The sequence below is a fragment of the Nonomuraea sp. NPDC049309 genome (genome assembly GCF_043196965.1).
In the GTDB taxonomy this organism is placed as follows: domain Bacteria; phylum Actinomycetota; class Actinomycetes; order Streptosporangiales; family Streptosporangiaceae; genus Nonomuraea; species Nonomuraea fastidiosa.
Genome location: NZ_JBICSH010000002.1, coordinates 196,351 through 215,323, shown reverse-complemented (window position 1 = coordinate 215,323; position 18,973 = coordinate 196,351). Strand labels below are relative to the sequence as shown.

20 protein-coding genes are annotated in these 18,973 nt (G+C 72.1%); 10 read left to right on the top strand and 10 right to left on the bottom strand.

What is annotated here, in order from left to right; genetic code table 11:
- Nucleotides 1-2 precede the first annotated feature (2 nt).
- On the bottom strand, nt 3-1,442 hold the full coding sequence (locus ACGFIM_RS14800) for an amidase (protein WP_393200196.1): 1,440 nt from the start codon (nt 1,440-1,442) through the stop codon (nt 3-5).
- A 56-nt stretch (nt 1,443-1,498) separates the two neighbouring features.
- On the opposite strand from ACGFIM_RS14800, the gene ACGFIM_RS14795 reads away from it, so the two are divergent.
- The gene (locus tag ACGFIM_RS14795; protein WP_393200194.1) at nt 1,499-2,674 is read left to right on the top strand and encodes a pyridoxal-phosphate dependent enzyme; all 1,176 of its coding nucleotides are present in this window, start codon (nt 1,499-1,501) and stop codon (nt 2,672-2,674) included.
- 122 nt (nt 2,675-2,796) lie between these two features.
- Here the strand turns inward: ACGFIM_RS14795 and ACGFIM_RS14790 are convergent, their stop codons facing one another.
- The 3 genes from ACGFIM_RS14790 to ACGFIM_RS14780 are packed head-to-tail and all read right to left on the bottom strand — an operon-like array spanning nt 2,797 to nt 6,324.
- Nucleotides 2,797-3,489: a hypothetical protein gene (locus ACGFIM_RS14790; RefSeq protein ID WP_393200192.1), complete on the bottom strand. Its 693-nt coding sequence runs from the start codon at nt 3,487-3,489 to the stop codon at nt 2,797-2,799.
- A complete protein-coding gene (gene hrpB, locus ACGFIM_RS14785; RefSeq protein ID WP_393200190.1) occupies nt 3,441-5,921 on the bottom strand; it encodes an ATP-dependent helicase HrpB in 2,481 nt (826 codons plus the stop codon). Before hrpB ends, ACGFIM_RS14790 begins: the two co-directional genes overlap by 49 nt.
- Nucleotides 5,922-5,955: 34 nt before the next feature.
- The gene (locus ACGFIM_RS14780) at nt 5,956-6,324 is read right to left on the bottom strand and encodes an ArsR/SmtB family transcription factor (RefSeq protein WP_393200188.1); all 369 of its coding nucleotides are present in this window, start codon (nt 6,322-6,324) and stop codon (nt 5,956-5,958) included.
- Between the two features lie 92 nt (nt 6,325-6,416).
- Between ACGFIM_RS14780 and ACGFIM_RS14775 the strand changes: the two genes are divergently transcribed.
- Nucleotides 6,417-7,562 (top strand): MFS transporter, encoded by a 1,146-nt coding sequence (locus ACGFIM_RS14775; protein WP_393200186.1) that lies wholly within the window; start codon nt 6,417-6,419, stop codon nt 7,560-7,562.
- On the opposite strand, the gene ACGFIM_RS14770 is transcribed toward ACGFIM_RS14775, so the two are convergent.
- Nucleotides 7,531-8,361 (bottom strand): undecaprenyl-diphosphate phosphatase, encoded by an 831-nt coding sequence (locus tag ACGFIM_RS14770; RefSeq protein ID WP_393200184.1) that lies wholly within the window; start codon nt 8,359-8,361, stop codon nt 7,531-7,533. The two genes, ACGFIM_RS14775 and ACGFIM_RS14770, sit on opposite strands and share 32 nt — an antisense overlap.
- A gap of 318 nt (nt 8,362-8,679) precedes the next feature.
- Between ACGFIM_RS14770 and ACGFIM_RS14765 the strand changes: the two genes are divergently transcribed.
- The 3 genes from ACGFIM_RS14765 to ACGFIM_RS14755 are packed head-to-tail and all read left to right on the top strand — an operon-like array spanning nt 8,680 to nt 10,361.
- Nucleotides 8,680-9,600, top strand: a complete 921-nt coding sequence (locus tag ACGFIM_RS14765; RefSeq protein ID WP_393200182.1) for an AraC family transcriptional regulator — start codon at nt 8,680-8,682, stop codon at nt 9,598-9,600.
- A complete protein-coding gene (locus ACGFIM_RS14760) occupies nt 9,597-10,112 on the top strand; it encodes an HAD domain-containing protein (protein WP_393200180.1) in 516 nt (171 codons plus the stop codon). The genes ACGFIM_RS14765 and ACGFIM_RS14760 overlap by 4 nt, the downstream gene beginning before the upstream one ends.
- Nucleotides 10,113-10,169: 57 nt before the next feature.
- Complete coding sequence (locus tag ACGFIM_RS14755; RefSeq protein ID WP_364062734.1) at nt 10,170-10,361, top strand: PspC domain-containing protein; 192 nt, start codon at nt 10,170-10,172, stop codon at nt 10,359-10,361.
- On the opposite strand, the gene ACGFIM_RS14750 is transcribed toward ACGFIM_RS14755, so the two are convergent.
- Together ACGFIM_RS14750 and ACGFIM_RS14745 are read right to left on the bottom strand one after the other, a co-directional pair.
- Nucleotides 10,324-11,304, bottom strand: a complete 981-nt coding sequence (locus ACGFIM_RS14750; protein WP_393202556.1) for an MFS transporter — start codon at nt 11,302-11,304, stop codon at nt 10,324-10,326. The genes ACGFIM_RS14755 and ACGFIM_RS14750 overlap by 38 nt on opposite strands.
- Nucleotides 11,305-11,319: 15 nt before the next feature.
- Nucleotides 11,320-11,544, bottom strand: coding sequence for a hypothetical protein (locus ACGFIM_RS14745; RefSeq protein ID WP_393200178.1), 225 nt, complete (start codon nt 11,542-11,544; stop codon nt 11,320-11,322).
- Between the two features lie 83 nt (nt 11,545-11,627).
- Between ACGFIM_RS14745 and ACGFIM_RS14740 the strand changes: the two genes are divergently transcribed.
- The 3 genes from ACGFIM_RS14740 to ACGFIM_RS14730 all read left to right on the top strand — a co-directional run bounded on the left by ACGFIM_RS14740 (nt 11,628) and on the right by ACGFIM_RS14730 (nt 14,550).
- Nucleotides 11,628-12,212, top strand: a complete 585-nt coding sequence (locus ACGFIM_RS14740) for a TetR/AcrR family transcriptional regulator (RefSeq protein WP_364062740.1) — start codon at nt 11,628-11,630, stop codon at nt 12,210-12,212.
- A 54-nt stretch (nt 12,213-12,266) separates the two neighbouring features.
- The gene (lipB, locus tag ACGFIM_RS14735) at nt 12,267-12,902 is read left to right on the top strand and encodes a lipoyl(octanoyl) transferase LipB (protein ID WP_378786023.1); all 636 of its coding nucleotides are present in this window, start codon (nt 12,267-12,269) and stop codon (nt 12,900-12,902) included.
- A 121-nt stretch (nt 12,903-13,023) separates the two neighbouring features.
- Nucleotides 13,024-14,550 carry an alpha/beta fold hydrolase gene (locus tag ACGFIM_RS14730; protein WP_393200175.1) on the top strand — a complete coding sequence of 509 codons (1,527 nt, stop codon included), beginning with the start codon at nt 13,024-13,026 and terminating at the stop codon, nt 14,548-14,550.
- 58 nt (nt 14,551-14,608) lie between these two features.
- Here ACGFIM_RS14730 and ACGFIM_RS14725 read toward each other — a convergent pair whose 3' ends face one another.
- Complete coding sequence (locus ACGFIM_RS14725) at nt 14,609-16,141, bottom strand: amino acid permease (protein ID WP_393200173.1); 1,533 nt, start codon at nt 16,139-16,141, stop codon at nt 14,609-14,611.
- Between the two features lie 139 nt (nt 16,142-16,280).
- The gene (locus ACGFIM_RS14720) at nt 16,281-16,829 is read right to left on the bottom strand and encodes a type 1 glutamine amidotransferase domain-containing protein (RefSeq protein WP_393200171.1); all 549 of its coding nucleotides are present in this window, start codon (nt 16,827-16,829) and stop codon (nt 16,281-16,283) included.
- 119 nt (nt 16,830-16,948) lie between these two features.
- Between ACGFIM_RS14720 and ACGFIM_RS14715 the strand changes: the two genes are divergently transcribed.
- Nucleotides 16,949-17,224 carry a heavy-metal-associated domain-containing protein gene (locus tag ACGFIM_RS14715; RefSeq protein ID WP_393200169.1) on the top strand — a complete coding sequence of 92 codons (276 nt, stop codon included), beginning with the start codon at nt 16,949-16,951 and terminating at the stop codon, nt 17,222-17,224.
- Nucleotides 17,225-17,232: 8 nt separating this feature from the next.
- On the opposite strand, the gene ACGFIM_RS14710 is transcribed toward ACGFIM_RS14715, so the two are convergent.
- Nucleotides 17,233-17,940: an SDR family NAD(P)-dependent oxidoreductase gene (locus ACGFIM_RS14710; RefSeq protein ID WP_393200167.1), complete on the bottom strand. Its 708-nt coding sequence runs from the start codon at nt 17,938-17,940 to the stop codon at nt 17,233-17,235.
- An 88-nt stretch (nt 17,941-18,028) separates the two neighbouring features.
- On the opposite strand from ACGFIM_RS14710, the gene ACGFIM_RS14705 reads away from it, so the two are divergent.
- Nucleotides 18,029-18,868, top strand: coding sequence for a helix-turn-helix transcriptional regulator (locus tag ACGFIM_RS14705; RefSeq protein WP_364062761.1), 840 nt, complete (start codon nt 18,029-18,031; stop codon nt 18,866-18,868).
- The last annotated feature ends 105 nt before the right edge of the window (nt 18,869-18,973 follow it).

Sequence of the window (18,973 nt, the reverse complement as noted above, 5' to 3'; positions counted from 1 at the left end):
GGTCAGAACGCGTAACCGGGCGGGCGCAGCGGCGGGTGCGCGGCCTGGAGCTGGGCGGCCAGCCCCAGTAGGTGGGGTTCGCCGCCCGGCGGCGCGACGATCTGCACTGCGATCGGCAGCCCGCTGGAGTGTGTGGCGAGCGGCACGGCCACGGCGGGCCAGCCGCACATGTTCCACGGCCCGGCCGTGGGCGCATACGTGACGTTGGTGACGGCGTTGCGCAGGAAGCCGCGCTCGCCCCAGCGGTCGGCCCTGGGCGGGATCGCGGCCAGCGCGGGGGTGATGAGCGCGTCCGCGCGGCCGAACCACTGGTCGGCGCCGTAGCCGCTCCAGCGCTCCCGCCCCTTGACGCCGTCCAGCTTGAGCGCGGCCAGCGCCCGGCCCGCCCTGGCCAGCGCCCTCGTCCGCGGCTGGAGCCGGTGCCGGTCCAGCCCTTCGGCCGACTCGGCGGCCCGCACCAGCCAGGTCGCGATCGTCGCCGGGCCGAGCCAGAACGGCAGCGGCCGCTCGTGCTCGACCACCGTGTGCCCGGCCACCCGCAGCGTCTCGGCGGCGGCGCGTACCGCGGCCTTGAACTCGCCGTCCACCCGCATCCCCGGCGGCAGCGGCTGCGGCGCGTACGCCACCCGCAGATCGAACGGCTCAGGGGCGTCCGGCGGCGGCTGCGGCCGCCACACCACGTCGTCGTCCGCCCACACCGAGCGCAGCATGCGCGGCGGCTCGACGCGGCGGCCGGAGCGCCACGACTCGGCCAGCGCCGGGTCACCGGCCAGCACGGACAGCGCGAGTGCCAGGTCGGCGGCGGTCCTCGCCAGCGGGCCGTTCTCGGTCAGGCGGTCCCAGTCGTTCGCGGGCGGCGGCACCAGGCCGTGGCCCGGCTTGATCGCCAGCACGCCGCAGCAGGCCGCGGGGATGCGTAAGGAGCCCATGCCGTCGTTGCCGAGTGCGATCGGCACCATGCCGGCCGACACCGCCGCCGCGCTGCCCGACGACGAGCCGCCCGCCGTGCGCGCCGGGTTCCACGGGTTGCGGACGACGCCGTACGCGCTGTCGCTCAGCGCCACCAGCCCCAGCTCCGGCAGGTTCGTCAGCCCGACGATCAGCGCGCCCGCCGCGCGCAGCCGCGCCACCGTCTCGTGGTCGTGCGGTGCGGGGACGTCGGGCGTCGCGGTCGAGCCGCCCCGCGTGGCCTCGCCCGCCACCTCCAGGTTGTCCTTGACCGCCACCGGCACCCCCGCCAGCGGCAGCTCGGCCAGGTCCCTCCGCTTCTGCAGGGCGCGCGCCTCGTCCACGGCCTGCTCCCTGACCAGCCGGAACGCCCCGATGCCCGGGTCGCGCGCGCTGATGACGTGGAGGTGCTCCTCCACCACGGTCGTGGCCTTGACATCGCCGTTTCTGACGGCCGCCGCGATCTCGGTGGCGGACCTTCCTGCCCACACCATGACTAGAGTGTGCAGCTTTTCACTGATCGTTGCGAGGCTCGGTAAGGTCCTTGCCCGTGAACGGACCTTCGCTTGCCCGCCGCCAGCGCTCCCTGGGCGACCCCTCCGCCGAATTCCCGCTCTTCCCGCCGCTGACCCGCGGGTGCCCCAAGACCAGCACCGCCGAGCTGGCCTATCCGGTGGAGGTCGACTACGACTACGCGAAGGTGGACAGGAGCCTCTTCGAGCAGCAGCCGGGCCCGGACATCGCGCGCTGGTCGCCGCTGCTGCCGCCGCTCGACGCGCCCACCCTGGGCGAGGGCGGCACACCGCTGATCGAGTTCGGTGACGTCTACATCAAGGACGAGTCACGCAATCCCACCTGGTCGCACAAAGACCGGCTCAACCGGGTCACCGTCAGCGCCGCCGTCGCCTGCGGCGCGCCCGGCGTGGTCGTCGCCTCCTCCGGCAACCACGGCGCCTCCGCCGCCGCCTACGCCGCCAGGGCCGGGCTGCCCGCCATCGTGCTCACCGGCGACGCGCCGCCCGCCGTGCAGGCGTTCGTGCGGTCGTACGGCGCCAAAGTCGTCGCCGTGCCCGTCGAGAAGCGCTGGCCCCTGCTGCGGCAGGTGGTGGACGAGCTGGGCTACCACCCCGTCAGCAACCAGACCGTGACGCACACCGGGCACCCGTTCGGGCCCGAGGGCTACAAGACCATCGCGTACGAGCTGTTCCTGCAGCTCGGCACCGTGCCCGCGGCCGTGTTCTCGCCCACCGGCTACGCCGAGCTGCTGTACGGCGTGTGGAAGGGCTTCACCGAGCTGCGGCTGCTCGGGATGACGGACCGGACGCCGCGCATGTTCTCCTGCGAGACCGCCGCCGGAGGCCCGCACGCCAGAGCGCTGGCCGCCGGGCTGCCCGCCGCCATCGTCGAGATCGGGCCCACCGACGCGTACGGGGTGGCGTGCCCGGTCGGCGGGCACCGGGGCGTGGTGGCCGTACGCGACAGCGGCGGCGAGGCGGTGCTCGTCACCGACGAAGATCTGCGCAAGGCACAGCGCGACCTGGCGCGGGCCGGGCTGTGGCAGGAGTTGTCCGGCGCCGCCGGGCTCGCCGGGCAGCGCCGGCTGCGGCGCGACTTCGACGGGCCCGTGGTGTGCATCGCCACGTCCAGCGGGTTCAAGGACGTGGGGGTGGGCGGCGAACGGTACGCCGTCCTCACCGACCCCACCCTCGACGACCTCCTCCCCTGACCCGCCCCCGAACCGTTCGCCCGCGCCACCGGGCAGGCCGCCCGGCTGTGACGGCCAGTGTCGTCGGAGTGGCTGCCCGCGTTGTCGAGCCGGGCGGCTGCGGGCGTGAGGCGGCCGGATCGTCAGGGTTTGAGGAGGACGCGGAGGGGGCCGGTCGTGGTGAAGCCGTGGGCGAGGGCGGTTGAGGGGTCGCTCTCGTAGCCGACCAGGGGGCGGCCGGGGAAGAGGCGCGCGGCCATGGCCATCACGTTCGCCCAGGCCGAGGCGGGGCCGAACACGTTGGAGACGCCGACGACGCCGCCGGTCGCGGTGAGCACCGCGCCCTCGGTGACGGCGTCGCCGGTGCGGCCGTACACGATGGTGGCCGTCGTCCCGGCCGTGGAGAGCGTCAGCAGGGACGGAGGGAACAGGCCGGGCAGGTCGCAGGCGGCCGCCCAGGCGGCGAGCGTGGCGGCGTCCTCGACCACCTGCCAGGACGTCCCGGCCGGCTCGGGCGCGGCCCGATGGATCCACTGCGCCTCGAACAGCACCTCGAAGCCCGGCAGGTCGAGCGTGGCGAAGCTGTCCTTGACGGACGCGCCGGGCCCGGCGTCGATGTGCGGCAGCACGTCGCCGGCCGTGGCGAGCGGGGAGCGCGTGACCGCGTCGGGGTAGTAGGGCGGCGTGCGCACGGGACTGGTCCACGCCATGTCCGTGAACGTGCCGGGCCTGCCGTGCGCCCGGCACATCAGGTCGCACCAGGCGGCGTTGTCGCGGACCGCCGCGATCACTTCGTACGGCGCGTCGGCTGGGCGGTCAGGGGGTCTTCCGGCCATGGGTGCTTAGGGTATCGGCCCCGCATTTCCGCACGTACGTGGCGATAACCCTCGCGCCAGAACGACGCCAGGTCCGCCGTCACCGCCAGCGGGCGGCCCGCGGGGGAGAGCAGGTGCACGAGCACCGGCACGCCCGCGATCCGCGGTGTCTCCTGCCAGCCGAACAGCTCCTGCAGCTTCACCGCCAGCACCGGCTGCTCGCCCGAGTAGTCCACCCGGATCCTCGAACCGCTGGGCACCTCGATGCGTTCGGGGGCGACCTGGTCCAGGCGCTCGCTCCACGGGATCAGGCGTTTGAGCGCGTTCGCCACGTCGATGCGCTCCAGGTCGGCGCGGCGGCGGGCCCGGGACAGCTCGGGCTCCAGCCACTGGTCGGCCAGGTCGATGAGGTCCTGCATGGTGCCCGTGGGCGGCCAGGGGTCGCCGATCGCCCGGTGGCAGAACGTCAGGCGGTCCCTGAGGTCTTCGGCGGCTTTCGTCCAGGTGAGGACGTCTTCGGTGCGCAGGCCGTACAGGATGGCCTCGCGTACGTCGGCGTCCTTGAGCGGGGCGGCGGACAGCTCGATCGCGCCCATCCGCTCCACCCGGCGGGCCGACACGTCGCCGCGCCGCTCGCCCGGCGGGACCCGCCAGGCGACCTCGTCCTCGACCGTCGTGCTCACGGCCAGGCGGGCGATGGTCTCGTCGATCGCCACGGCCTGCCTGATGCGCGCCGACGCCGAGCCCGTCGGGCGGTCGGCCACCGCGATCGCCAGCCACTCCGCGCTCTGCAGCCTCGAGCCTTCGGGGAGCTGTGCCTGCGTGCCCGACACCATGAGGTACCCGCCGCCCCTCCGCCGCGCCACCCGCTCGGGGAACGCCAGGGCCACCGCCAGCCCGGCCACCTCGTCTTCGGACCTGCCCCTGGTCTCGTGGCCGGGCCGGTCGCCTTCGCCGGTCCGGCCGGCGGCGCGTCGGGCCTCGGCGGCGGTGCGCTGGAGGCGGCGGGCCTCCTGACGCCAGCGGGCGGCGAAGCCGGTGCCGCCGCGCCGGGCCGCGCGCCAGACGTCCACCAGGTCGTCGGAGGCGTCGCGGGGCAGCTGCTCCGAGAGCAGGGCCACCACGTCGGCGGCGTCGGGCCCGAGGTCGAGCAGGGCGCGGGCCAGCCGGGGATGCACCCCGGCCAGCGCCATCCGCCGCCCTCGCCCGGTCACCCGCCAAGCGGCCTTCCCCGGCGCCGCCCCGCCGGCCTGCGCGCCCGGGCCGGCGGACGTTGCGGGTTCGAGGGCGCCGAGGGCGTGGAGAACCTGGGTGGCGGCGGACATCGCGGCGGGCGGTGGCGGGTCCAGGAGGGCGAGTCCGGAGGCGTCGGGGTCGCCCCAGCAGGCGGCCTGGAGCGCGAAGCCGGTGAGGTCGGCGAGGGCGATCTCGGGGCGGGGGTGGTCGGCGAGCCGGGCGTGGTCGGCCTCGCTCCAGCAGCGGTAGACGGTGCCGGGGGCCTCGCGGCCGGCGCGTCCCGCGCGCTGGGTGGCCGCCGCCTTCGAGACCCTGACCGTGGTGAGCGAGCCGAGGCCGCGCGCATGGTCGGTACGGGGTTCGCGGGCCAGCCCGGAGTCCACCACCACGCGCACCCCCGGGACGGTCAGGCTCGACTCGGCCACCGACGTGGCGAGCACCACCCGGCGGCCGGTGCCGGGGGACAGCACGGCGTCCTGGACGTGGGCGGGCGCCTGGCCGTGCACCTGGAGCACCTGCGCCGCGTCGCCCGCCAGCATCCCGGCGACCTTGGCGATCTCGGCCACGCCGGGCAGGAAGCACAGCACGTCGCCGTCGCGTTCCGCGAGCGCCCTGCGGACCACGGAGGCCACGTGGGCGAGCAGCACGGGATCGACGCGCAGGCCGTGGGGCGGGGCGACCGGGCGGGGCGGCGGTGCCCAGATCGTCTCCACGGGGTGGGTGACGCCGGTGGCGGCGACGACGGGGCCGCCGATCAGCCGCGCCCACGGCCCGGCGTCGGCCGTCGCGGACGTCGCCAGCAGCCGCAGGTCGGGCCGGAGGGTGTCGCGTACGTCGAGGAGGAACGCGAGCGCGGTGTCGGCGTCGAGGTGGCGTTCGTGGCATTCGTCGAGGATGACCGCGTCCACACCGGACAGCTCCTGGTCCCGCTGGAGGCGCTGGAGCAGGACGCCGGTGGTGACGACCTCGACCATGGGGTTGGCGCCTTTGTGTCGTTCGCCCCTGATCGTGTAGCTCACGCCCATGCGGCGGGCGGCGGCGCGTACGGCGAGCCTGCGCGGCTCGGCCACCAGGACCCGCAGGCCCGCCTCCGCCAGCGCCGTCGGCACCACGGTGGTCTTGCCGGTGCCGGGCGGCGCGGTCAGCACCGCGCTGCCGTGCCGGTCGAGGACGCTCAGCAGTTCCGGCAGCACGCCGTTGATCGGCAGGTCTGTCATGGCTGCGTGGGAAGCGGGCATGTGCGGTGGCTCGTCAGCGGGATACGGCGGGTTCGCCCCGGGCGGGTGCGGCGGGGCCGCCGAGGTGGGTGGTCAGCGAGGCGGCGGCGAGGATGGCGGGGAGGAGGCCGGGGAAGCGGGCCTCCAGGTCGTCCCAGCGCAGGCTCATGACCTTCTGCCGCCCGTCGCGCTCCGTGCTGATCACGCCGGCCTCGCGCAGCGTGCGGAAGTGGTGCGAGGCGGTCGATTTGTGGATCCCGAGGGAGTCGCCGGCGACGGTGCAGCTCATCTGACCGGCGGCGGCCAGGCGGACCGCGATCTCCAGGCGTACGGGGTCGCTGAGCGCCCGCAGCACCTCGGTGAGCTGGATGTTCTCCGCGGCGGGCTGAGGAAGCAGGCGCATGGGAAAACCCTACCTCCATCGCATGGTTTGACAACAATCCAACTATACGTCAGTTTGATGGGCATCCAACTTTCGTAGTGCAGGAGGCCCCTATGCGTTCACGGCTCTACGCACTGGCCGCCGGAAATTTCGCCATCGGGACCGGCATGTTCGTCACCGCCGGCCTGCTCGCGCCCATCTCCGCCGACCTTGAGGTGCCCCGGTCGGCGGCGGGGCAGCTCATGACGGTCTTCGCCCTCGCCTACGCCGTGCTGTCCCCCGTGCTGGCCGCGCTGACCGCGAAAATGTCGCGCCGGACGCTCCTGTTGCTGGCCATGGCGGTGTTCGTGGCGGGCAGCGCGCTGGCCGCGCTGGCGCCGACGTACCCGCTGGTCCTGCTGACCAGGGTGGTGGCCGCGGCGGGGGCGGCGGTCTTCACGCCCACCTCGTCGGCCGTCGCCAGCGCGCTCAGCACCCCCGAGCGGCGAGGCCGGGCGCTCGCGCTGGTGATGGGCGGGCTGACCGTGTCGTCCGCCCTGGGCGTGCCGCTCGGCACGTGGCTGGGCGAGGCGGTGAGCTGGCGGGCCACGCTGTGGGCGGTCGCCGGGCTCGGCGTGCTCGGCCTGGCCGGAGTGGCGGCGCTGGTGCCCGACGTCCGTATCGAGGCGTCGGGACGGCTGAGCGAGCGGTTGCGGCCGCTGCGCGACCGCCGGGTCGTGGCGGTGCTGGTGACGCAGCTGCTGGTGTTCGGCACCGGGTTCACCGCCTACACCTACATCGGCTCGCTGCTCGACCTGCCGCTGCCCGCCGTGCTGTGGGCGTGGGGACTCGGCGGCATCGCGGGCAACATGCTCGGCGGGCGGCTCACCGACGTGTACGGCCCGCGCCGCATGGTCTTCACGGGCATGACCGCCGTCCTGGTGTTCATGGCCCTGATCCCCGTCGCGAACCTCGCGCTGCCCGTCGCTCTCGTGTGGGGCTTCCTGTGGGGCGTGAGCGGCTGGATGGTGGCTCCCGCCCAGCAGTTCAGGACGGTCGCGGTGGTGCCGGGCAACGTCTCGATCGGGCTCGGCCTGCTGGCGTCGGCGCAGTACCTCGGCCTGGTGGTGGCCGGGCTGGCCGGCGGCGTGGCGCTGGAGGCGTACGGGCGCACCGGCGTGATCGTGCTGGCGGTCGGCATCGGTCTGGTCGCGGCGCTCTTCACGCTGGCCACCTACCGCCCGGCGGTCAGCCCTGAGCGGGAATCCATCCCAGCGTGACGGCCAGGATGACGAAGAAGCCGAGCACGATGCGGTAGATCACGAACCCGGTGAAGCGGTGGGTGCTGATGTAGCGCAGGAACCAGGCGACCGCCGCGTAGCCGACGCCGAACGAGATGAGCGTGGCGAGGATGGTCGGCCCCCAGTCGGGGGCCGGGCCCTCGCCGATCTCGGTCAGCTCCAGCGCCCCCGAGGCCAGCACGGCGGGGATGGCCAGCAGGAACGAGTATTTCGCCGCGTCCTCGCGGCGGTAGTCGAGCAGCAGGCCGGCGGTCACGGTGCCGCCGGAGCGCGAGACGCCGGGGATCAGGGCGAGCGACTGGGCGAAGCCGTAGATGACCGCGTGGGTGACGTTGAGGTGCTTCTCCAGCGTCAGCTTGTTGCGCGCGGTGCGGTCGGCGAACCACAGGATGATCGCGAACACGATGAGCGTGGTGCCGACCAGCCGCAGGTCCCGGAACGTGGTCTCGATCTGGTCCTTGAGCGTCAGGCCGAGCACGGCGATGGGGATGGTGCCGGCGATGACGTACCAGCCCATGCGGGCCGCCCAGTGGCCGCGCAGGTCCTTGACGAACAGCGAGCGCGTCCAGGTGGAGATGATCTCCCAGATCTCCTGGCGGAAGTAGATGAGCACGGCCGCCTCCGTGCCGAGCTGGATGACCGCCGTGAACGCCGCCCCCGGGTCCGGCCACTGGGCGAAAGCGGAGACCACGCGGACGTGAGCGCTGGAGGAGATCGGCAGGAACTCCGTGAGCCCCTGGACCAGCCCCAGAACCACCGCTTCCAGCCAGCCGATCACGACGACACCTTCCGTGGACGCTGCGAGTGTGAGGGTGAGGCTAGCGGAATCGGGGGCCGCGTGATCGCTTTCGCGGCGCTCTGACCTGCGGGGATCGCACGTCGCAGCGATGGTGATACGCACTGTTCACCCAGAATTGTCCGTGTGTTCGCCTCGGTCGGGCCCGCTCGCCGCCTCGCGTTCGCCCGGCGGCCGGAGCGCCCGCTCGTCCTGCCGAAGCCGGGGCGGCGCCCCTCGCGCAGGCCGCCGGGGGCGGCCATGCCGGCCGCGGCCCCTTTGGTTGAGCAGGCACAAACGCTTGTGCCATCGTCTTGACCCATGGATCAGCTCGCGGCGCTGCTCGACGGCCCCAGAGCTCGCGGCGCCTTCCTCCTGCGCTCGATCCTCGACCCGCCGTGGTCCCTGCGCATCCAGGACGAGGCTCCGCTGTCGGTGGTCACACAGGTGCGGGGCGAGTCGTGGATCACGTTCGACGGCGCCGAGCCCGTACGCCTCCAGGCCGGGCAGGTGGCGGTCGTGCGGGGGCCCGAGCCGTACACGGTGGCCGACGACCCGGCGACGGCGCCGCAGATCGTCATCCACCCCGGCCAGCGCTGCACCACCGTCGACGGTGAAGCCCTCTACCAGTCCATGGACCTCGGCGTGCGCACGTGGGGCAACGACCGCGACGGCCAGACCGTGCTGCTCACCGGCACCTACACGATGGAGGGCGAGGTCAGCAGGCGGCTGCTGGACGCGCTGCCCCGGCTCATCGTGCAGCCGGGCGGCCCGCTGGCCACGCTGATGGGCGCCGAGATCGTCAAGGACGAGCCGGGCCAGGAGGCCGTCCTCGACCGGCTGCTCGACCTGCTGCTCATCGCGGTGGTACGGGCCCACTTCGCCGCGAACGAGGCGCCGGGCTGGTACCGCGCGATGGGCGATCCCGTGGTCGGCAAGGCCATGCGCCTGCTGCACAACGACCCGGCCCGCCCGTGGACGGTCGCCTCGCTGGCCGCCGAGGTCGGCGTGTCGCGGGCCTCGCTGGCGCGGCGCTTCACCGAGCTGGTGGGCGAGCCGCCGATGGCGTTCCTCACCGGCTGGCGGCTGGCCCTGGCCGCCGACCTGCTGCGCGAGCCCGGCGCGACGATCGGCTCCGTGGCGAGGAAGGTCGGGTACGGCAGCCCGTTCGCGCTCAGCGCGGCGTTCAAGCGCGTACGCGGGGTCAGCCCCCAGCAGCACAGGGCGGGAGCGGCGTCGTGAAGCCACTGCTGCTGCTCGACGTGGACGGCGTGCTGAACCCCATGGGCCCGGCCGCCGCCGGTTACCGCCGATACCGCTGCACGATCGGCGCCGAGGTCTACACCGTGCACCTCAACCCGGCCCACGGCCGCCGCCTGCTGGAGCTGGCCTTGAACACCGGGTCCGAGCTGGTGTGGGCCACCACGTGGGAGCACCACGCCAACGAGTGGATCGCGCCGCGCATCGGGCTGCCCACGCTTCCGATGATTCCGATGAGCCCCGACGCGCCGAGCGAGCACGGGGAGATGTTCAAGACGCCGCATGTGGCCGCGTACGTCGGGCGGCGGCCTTTCGTCTGGTTCGACGATCAGGTGTGGGCGGAGGACGAGGAGTACCTCAGGGTCCATCAGGGTCTGGAGAATTTCCTCCTCGTTCACGTGGACCCGGCGGAGGGTCTGACCAGCCGCCATCTGGGCATGGCAGAGAAGTGGCTGACCCTGTCAGGGTTTTCTCAGGGTCCTGAGAGGATCTGATCCGCGTTGCCGTCCGTTTCTCACGTAGGACGACACACCACGACGAAGGAACACACCATGTACCGCTCACGAGAGCACAGGATCCTGGCCGGCGTCTGCGGCGGCATCGCCGACAAGCTGGGCCTGCCGCCGACGCTCGTCCGCATTCTCTGGCTGCTGCTGTCGCTCATCCCAGGCCCGCTCTGGGTCGTCTACGTCGCCATGTGGATCCTCATCCCCGAGGAGCCGAAGGGCTACCGGGCGGCATAGCGCCGGCGCGCCCGCGGTCGGCCGCGCGGAAGAGCGCGAGCGCGGCCAGCTCCACGCAGACCGCGGCGGCGGGCAACCAGCCGCTGCCGTACGTCTCCAGCACGAGCCCGCCGAGCGCGGCACCGCAGGACACGCCCACGTAGACGGCGCTGCTGTTGAGCGCGAGCGCCTGCGGCGCCGCCGGGCCGGCGAGGGCGATCATGCGGGCCTGCGCGGGCGGCGGGATCCACCACGACGCGCCCGCCCAGAGCAGCAGCAGCGGCAGCAGGGCGAGCAGCGGCACCGGCCGCAGGATCTGGCAGAAGGTGAGGGCGGCCATCACCGCCGCGAACGCGGCCACGCCCGCGGTCATCGCCCGGCTCGCGCCCCACCGGTCGGCCGCCCTGCCGCCGAGCCGGCCGCCGGCGAGGCCGGCCAGACCGGCGAGCACGAACACCCAGCCCATCTCGACCGGCCCGGCGCCGGCCAGGTCGCGCAGGAACGGGGCGAGATAGCTCAGCACCATCATGCTGCCCAGCACGATCGCGACGATCCCGAGCAGGCCGAGCAGCACCTCAGGCCGGGCCAGCGGGGCGAGGCGCTGCCTGATCGGCATGGCGGGCTGCGGCGGCAGGTCGGGCAGCGTGGCCATGACCGCCGCCAGCGCGGCGAGCCCGAGCACCGCGCCCAGCCCGAACGTGGCCTGCCAGCCGAACGCGCCGCCCACCCACGTGCCGAGCGGCACGCCGAACGTCAGCGACCCGGTCAGCCCGCCCATCACCAGCGCCAAGTAGCTCCCCTGCCGCCCCTCGGGGGCCGCGGAGGTGGCGATCGCGTACGCGGCGGGAACGACGGCGGCGGCGGCCACGGCGGCCAGCACGCGCAGGCCGAGCAGCACCGCGTACGAGCCGGTGAAGGCCGCCGCCGCGTTGGCCGCCGCGAACAGGCTCAGCGCGCAGGCCAGCAGCGCCCGCCTCGATCAGGTGGCGGTCACCACCGACGCCACGGGGGCGGCCAGCGCGAACGCCAGCGAGAAGGCGGTGACGAGCTGCCCGCCCATGGCCTCGCTCACCCCGAGTCCGGCGGAGAGCGCGGGCAGCACCCCGGCGATCACGTAGTCGTCGGTGGCGAACGTGAAGGTGGTGAAGGTCAGCGCGAGCAGCCACGCGGGCAGGAGGGCACGCCGGCGTACGCCGATGGACATGGGTATCCCCCGGAATAAAGGTAACAGTCGTTTCCCCGGTAGGGTAACAGTCGTCACCTCAATGGCGTCAAAGGGAAACAGCCATGGCCAGGACCGCCGATCCGCACCGCCGCGGCGAGCTGCTCGACCAGATCATCGACTACCTGGCCGACCACGGCCTCTCCACGCTGTCCATGCGCCCGCTGGCCCAGCACCTGGGCAAGTCCACCCGCGTGCTCACCCACCACTTCGCCGACAAGGAAGAGCTGCTGTCGGCCACCATGGAGCGCCTCGACGAGCGCCACCGCGCCTGGCTGCGCGGTCTGCCGGGCTGGTCGGGCTCCGAGAGCGTGGGCACGATCATCCGCCGTACGTGGGACTGGCAGTCCCGCGAGGAGAACGTGCCGATCGCCCGGCTCATCCACGAGATCGAAGGGCTCGCGGCGGCAGGCAAGCTGCGCGGGCACGTGCCGAGGCTGCTGGCCGACCGGTCGGAGTTCGTGGCCGGGCTGCTGCGCGATCGCGGCGTGCCGGAGCCGGAGGCGACGCGGATCTCGACGCTGGCGAACTCGGCGTACACCGGGCTGCAGATCGACTTCCTCACCACGGGCGAGCGCGAGCGGGTGGAAGAGGCGCTGGACCGGCTCTGCGAGCTGGTGGACGAGTGGGTGGCGGCCCACAGCGGGTAAAAGCGGGCCTACCTGCGGCGTCGCCAGTCAAGGGCCGGGCATATCCTCAGAAACATGAGGGCAAGGCCGCTGACGCTCATCCAGGATGAGCTCGTCGAATACGACCAGGCTATGGAGCGCATGACCGACCTCGTCGGGCAGCGCCAACGGGAGGAGCGGCCGGACACGCTCTGGCTGCTGAGCCATCCCTCCGTCTACACGATCGGGCGACGCACCCCGGCCGAGCACCTGCCCGACCCCTCCCACGGCATCCCCGTGGTCGAGACCGGTCGCGGCGGCCAGCTCACCTATCACGGGCCCGGCCAGCTCGTCGGCTACCTCATCGTCAAGCTGGACGAGGGCGAGGGCATCGTCGACTACGTGCGCGAGGTGGAGCTGCGGCTGGTGGAGGCGCTGGGCAAGCTCGGGCTGCCGGCCGAGCGCCGCGACACGCCGCCGGGCTCGGAGCTGCTGACCGGCGTGTGGACGGTGGAGACCGGACGCAAGATCATCTCGATCGGCATGCGCCAGAGCCGGGGCGTCACCAGCCACGGGTTCGCGCTCAACGTCGACGGCGACCTGACGCCGTGGAGCTGGGCGGTCGCGTGCGGGATGCCCGATGTGGACATGACCTCGCTCAAGCGCGAGATGGGCAGCGCGGACATGGACGAGGTCCGCAAGGTGGTGGCAGAGGCATTCGAAGCCTCTTGACGCGATAAGTCATTACGAAGTAGGGAACTTCGGTAATTTCGTCGCGCACATAACGCCAAATCCGCGATGATCCATCTTCGTCGCACGCCCCAACGGGGGATCGATCGAAGATTGGAGCATCGTGCGAAGAAGGTTCACCCTGCTCGCCGCCGCCTTAGTGGCGGTGGCGACGCTGTCGCCCGTCCCGGCCGCCAGTGCCGAGGTGACGCAGCCAGCGCGCACCATCACCTGGGCTCCGTGCGAGGAGGAGCCGTCTGCCGAGTGCGGCACGCTGACCGTGCCCATCGACTGGTCGCAGCCGGACGGCCCGACCGTCGACATCGCGGTCGCCCGCCGCAAGGCCACCGACCCCGACGCCAGGATCGGCTCGCTGGTCATCAACCCCGGCGGCCCCGGCGGCTCGGGCGTCGAGGCCGTGTACGGCGCCCCCGGCTCCTACACCGAGGAGCTCCAGCGCCACTTCGACATCGTCGGCTTCGACCCCCGGGGCGTGGGCCGCAGCCACCCGGTGATCTGCTCGGCGTCGGTCTACAACCAGATGCCGCACACGGTCATCAAGAGCCAGGCCGAATTCGAGGCGTGGGACGCCTTCACCAAGCGCCTGCACCAGGACTGCCGTGAGCGCACCGGCCCGCTGTACGACCACGTCGACTCCACGGACGTCGCCCGCGACATGGACGCCCTGCGCGAGGCGCTCGGCGAGGAGAAGCTCACCTACTACGGCATCTCCTACGGCACGCTGATCGGCCAGATGTACGCCGAGCTGTTCCCCGACCGCGTCCGCGCGCTGGGGCTGGACAGCAACATGGACCACAGCCTCGACGTGGCGGGCTTCCTGGCGACGGAGGCCGTCGCCGTCGAGGACGCCTTCGACCAGTTCGTCGGCTGGTGCGAGCAGGAGCCGAGCTGCGTCCTGCACGGCCAGGACATCCGGGCGATCTGGAAGAACCTGCGGGAGAAGGCTCAGCGGGGCGAGCTGATCTACCCGAGCACCGGCACGAAGATGACGGAGCTGCAGGTCATCTACAACGCCGCGCTGGGCAACGAGGGGCCCGACTGGGTGACGCTCAGCCAGACCATCAACTGGCTGAACGGCGGGCCCGAGCCCGACTGGGTGCCGCCGCTGCCCGGCCGGGGGCCGGTGGAGGGCGACGTGGCCGAGCTGCCGACCACGATCCTGTGCCAGGACTACAACCTCCGGGTGCGCAACTACGCCGAGTACGCCGCGCTGATGAAGGCCTCCAACGCGCTGGCGCCCGACACGCGGTACCACCCGTACCCGATCGACGACCTGCCGATCTGCATGAACTACAAGACGACGAACCCGCCGCACGAGCTGCGGTACACGGGTGACGCGCCGCTGCTGCTCGGCAACTCGCTGCACGACCCCGCCACGCCGTGGATCTGGTCGGCCAACGCGGCCCGCCAGCTCGGCCCGAAGGCGGTGCTGCTCACGTACGAGGGATGGGGCCACCGCATCTACGGCAAGGACAAGTGCCAGACGGACATCTTCGACGAGTACCTGATCTCGCTGAAGGTTCCGCCGCACGGCACCCGCTGCGCGGTGGGCACGCCTGAGGAGAACGTGCTCAAGCGCGAGGCGGACACCCGCCTGTGGCCGACGGATCGGCTGAGCTGGGCCGGCTGAGCCGCAGCTGAACGGGGAACGCCCGGGGGACCGCCGATGGCTCCCGGGCGTCTTCATGTCAGGACACGAGGTTCTCGTCGTCCACCGTGCGGCGCGGCCCGGTGAACCAGTGGCGGGCCGACAGCGCCCACCACAGCGCGATCCCGATGAGCACGATGCCCACCGCGACGGGCGCGTAGTTGACCGAGGTCCAGGTGAACGCGGGATCGCCCGGCACGCCTTCCGGCGAGAACGGCATGATGAAGTAGACGGAGACGATCACGATCTCGACGCAGGCGATCCAGCACAGCACCTTGTACTTGCGGCCCAGCGTCCACGGGCCCGGCTGGAACGCATCGCCCATGCGCAGCCGCAGCCAGATCGGGATGAGGAAGGCCAGGTAGAGGCCGATGACCGCGATCGAGACGACGGCGTAGAACGCGACGGGCGTGGTCAGCCCGGGAGGCGCGTAGAGCGCGGGCAGCGTGATGAGGGCGGCGACGGTGCACCCGGCCACGATGGCGTTGACCGGGGTGCGGTTGCGGTCCACCTTCGACCACAGCCGCCAGCCGGGCACGGCGCCGTCGCGGGCGAACGCGTACGTCATGCGCGACATCGAGGTCACGCAGCTCATCCCGCAGAAGAACTGCCCGATGGTGGAGATCGCGAAGATCGCGGTGGCCGCCGGGGAGGACAGCGCGGTCTCGAAGATGGCGCCGACGAAGCCGGCCTGGGCGTTCAGCTCGTCCACGTCGGTGGCGGCGAACAGGAACGCGAGCAGCAGGATCCAGCCGCCGATCGCCGAGTAGAAGATCGACTGCCACAGGCCGCGCGCGGCGGTCCTGGCCGCGCCCTGCGTCTCTTCCGACACGTGGGCGCAGGCGTCGAACCCGGTGATCGTGTACTGGGTGAGCAGGAAGCCGAGCGGCAGCACGTACAGCCAGAAGGTCAGGCCGGTCGAGCCGTCGCCGAAGCCCGAGGTGTTGTTGGTGCCGAAGAAGACGAAGCCCGCCGACTGGTGCTCACTGGGGGCGAAGACGAGGATGGCGACGACGATCGCGGCGCCGGCCACGTGCCACCAGACGGAGATGTTCTGCAGCAGCGAGATCAGCCTGTGGCTGAAGATGTTGATCAGCGCGTGCAGCGCCAGGACGATCACGAAGAGCATGAACGCCTGGGGGAGCGTGCCCTCCCACGCGCCGCCGGTCAGCCGGTTGAGCGTGATGTTGAGGAACGTGGCGCAGCCGTAGTCCACCGACGCGGTGACCGCGATGAGGCCGATGAGGTTGAGCCAGCCGGTGAACCAGCCGTGGACCGGCCCGCCGAGCTTGGCGGCCCACCAGTAGATGCCGCCCGCCGTCGGGTACGCCGAGACCAGCTCCGACATGCAGAAGCCGATGATGAGGATGAACAGGGAGATCAGGGGCCAGCCCCAGGAGATGGCGATGGGGCCGCCGTTGTTCCAGGCTTGCCCGAAGGTCGTGAAACAGCCGGCCAGGATCGAGATGATCGAGAAGGAGATCGCGAAGTTGGAGAAACCGCTCCAGGTGCGGGCCAGTTCCTGCTTGTAGCCGAGCTCGGCCAGCCTCCTGGAATCCTCTTCTGTTGTCATGAGCTCTCCCTGGGGGCGGAGGACGCTCCTTATGGTCTACGTCTAGACCATTTCCCCCCAGGGGACAAGGCGTTACGAGACGGTTTCGACCTCGCCCGGGGCGGCCCTTCCGCGCGGGCGGGCCACCCCCGGCGGCCGGTCAGCGTTCGCCGAACACGTCGGTGACGGCCTGGCAGAACGCCTTGAGGTCGTCCGGTTTGCGGCTGGTCACCAGCGGTCCCGGACCTTCGGTGTCGACCACGACCTCCTTGTCCACCCACGTCGCCCCGGCGTTGCGCAGGTCGGTCTGCAGGCTCGGCCACGAGGTGAGCGTGCGCCCGCGTACGACGCCGGCCTCGATGAGCGTCCACGGCGCGTGGCAGATGGCCGCCACCGGCTTGCCCGCCTCGGCGAAGGCCCGGACGAAGCCCACGGCCTCCGGCGACAGGCGCAGGAAGTCCGGGTTGGCGACGCCCCCGGGCAGCACCAGGCCGTCGTAGGTGGCGGGATCGGCCTCCGTGACGATCTCGTCGACGGCGAAGTGGTCGGCCTTGTCCAGGTGGTGGAACGCCTGGATCCGGCCGTGGCGGGTGGAGACCAGCCTGGGCGTGCCGCCGGCCTGCTTGACCGCCTTCCACGGCTCGGTGAGCTCCACCTGCTCGACTCCCTCGGGTGCCACCAGAAAGGCGATGGTCTTGCCGTCCAGCATGAGAACCCCCTTGTGCGGCGTGTTTCCACCCCTCTTTCCGTGGGGGACCCATGTATGCGTCTTTACCCCTAGGGGGTATAGAGTGCCGTCAAAGGAGACGATGAGGAAGGAGTGTTCGCATGACCGTGGCCACGTACCAGGTCAAGGGCATGACCTGCGGTCATTGTGCCAGCGCCGTGACCGAGGAGGTGAGCGCCATCGCCGGGGTGAGCGCGGTCGAGGTCGACGTCGCCTCGGGGGCGGTGACCGTCACCAGCCAGGCCCCCGTGGACGACGCGCTGATCGACGCCGCCGTGACGGAGGCCGGTTACGAGCTGGTGGGCAGGGCGGCTCCCGTCGAGCTGCTGCCGATGGCCGGCGGGTGCTGCGGCGGCGGCGCCTGCGCCTGCGGCTGACCCGAGGGTCACCAGGGCAGCGGACCCTTGGCGCTGAAGTAACCCCCGGTCGGGCCGTCGGGGCCCACCTGCGCCATCTTCACGATGATCTCGGCGCCTTCCTCGACGCTCAGGATGCCGGTGTTGTGGTTGAGGTCGGTCTTGGTGAAGCCGGGCTCGACCGCGTTGATCCGCATCTCGGGGAACGCCTTGGCGAACTGGACCGTGATCATGTTGACCGCGGCCTTGGACGCCGGGTACGCCACGCCGGGGTAGGCGTGCACCGGCGTCCCGGGGGTGGTGGCGGTGGTCAGCGAGGCCAGGCCGCTGCTCAGGTTCACCACGACGGGGTGCTGCGAGCGGCGCAGCAGCGGCAGGAAGTGGTGGAGAACCCGTACGACGCCGAAGACGTTCGTGTTGAACGTCTGGTACATCATGTCGCCGGTCACCTCGGCCGGCGTGTAGATGCCGCCGTCCGGCTTGCGCTCCTCGACGCCCGCGTTGTTGATGAGCACGTCGAGCCCGCCGTCGGCCTCGACGGCGGCGGCGGCCTTGGCGACCGAGTCGTCGTCGGTCACGTCGATCTGCACGAACCGGGCGCCGAGCCGCTCGGCGGCCTGGCGGCCCCGCTCGGCGTTCCTGGCGCCGACGTAGACGGTGTGGCCGGCCTCGATGAGGCGGCGGGCGGTCTCGTAACCGAGACCCTTGTTGGCTCCTGTGATCAGTGTCGTTGTCATGTTCACAGTCTGCGTCCGCGGCTCCTGAGCAGCCAGAGCCCTCATTTTCCTGGGACTCGCGGTACCAGGAAGGGGCAGACTGGACACCATGGCGAAGGAGTTCGGGCAGGCGGTGCGCCGCTGGCGGGAGCGGATACGACCGGAGGCGGTGGGGCTGCCCGCGACAGGTCACCGCCGCACCGCGGGGTTGCGCCGCGAGGAGCTCGCGACGCTCGCGGGCATCTCCGTCGATTATGTCGTCCGCCTGGAGCAGGGCCACGCCACCAACCCCTCGCCGCAGATCGTCGAGGCGCTGGCGCGGGCGCTGCACCTGTCGGACGAGGAGCGCGCCTACCTGTACGAGTCCGCGGGCCTCGCCCCGCCCGGGCCCGACATGGTGCCCGTCAGGATCCCGCCCAGCGTGCTGCGGATGATCGACCGGCTCGACGGCGCCGCTGTCGCCGTCCACGACGCGGCCTGGACGCTGCTGCTGGCCAACCCCCTGTACACCGCACTCGTCCCCGATGCGGCGCAGTGGCGCGGGCGCGAGCGCAACGCCGTGTGGCGCGTCTTCATGGGCACGGGCTCCACCCTGGTCAGGCGCTCGCCCGAAGAGCAGGCCGACTTCGAAGAGGCGCTGGCCGGCGACCTGCGCACCACGGCGGGCCGCTACCCCGCCGACCGCGCGCTGAAGGAGCTGATCGCCGAGCTGCGGGCGGGCAGCCCGCGCTTCGCCGAGTTGTGGGACTCGGGCACGGTCGACCGTCAGGTGGGCGGGCGCAAGACGTTCGACCATCCCGAGGTGGGGTCGATGACGCTCGACTGCGACATTCTCAGCGTGGCCGGCAGCGATCTCCGGATCATCGTCTACACCGCCGAGCCCGGCACTCCCGACGCCGAGCGGTTCGCCCGGCTCGCCCGGCGGTCGATGGCGCCCGCGGAGACGTGACGCCAGCTCACGGCGCTGCCAGGACCACTGAAAATTTACACCGCTGTTGGAAACGAAGATGAAACAATTTTCCGTCACTCGTTGACATGCGGTCTCCATATGGTG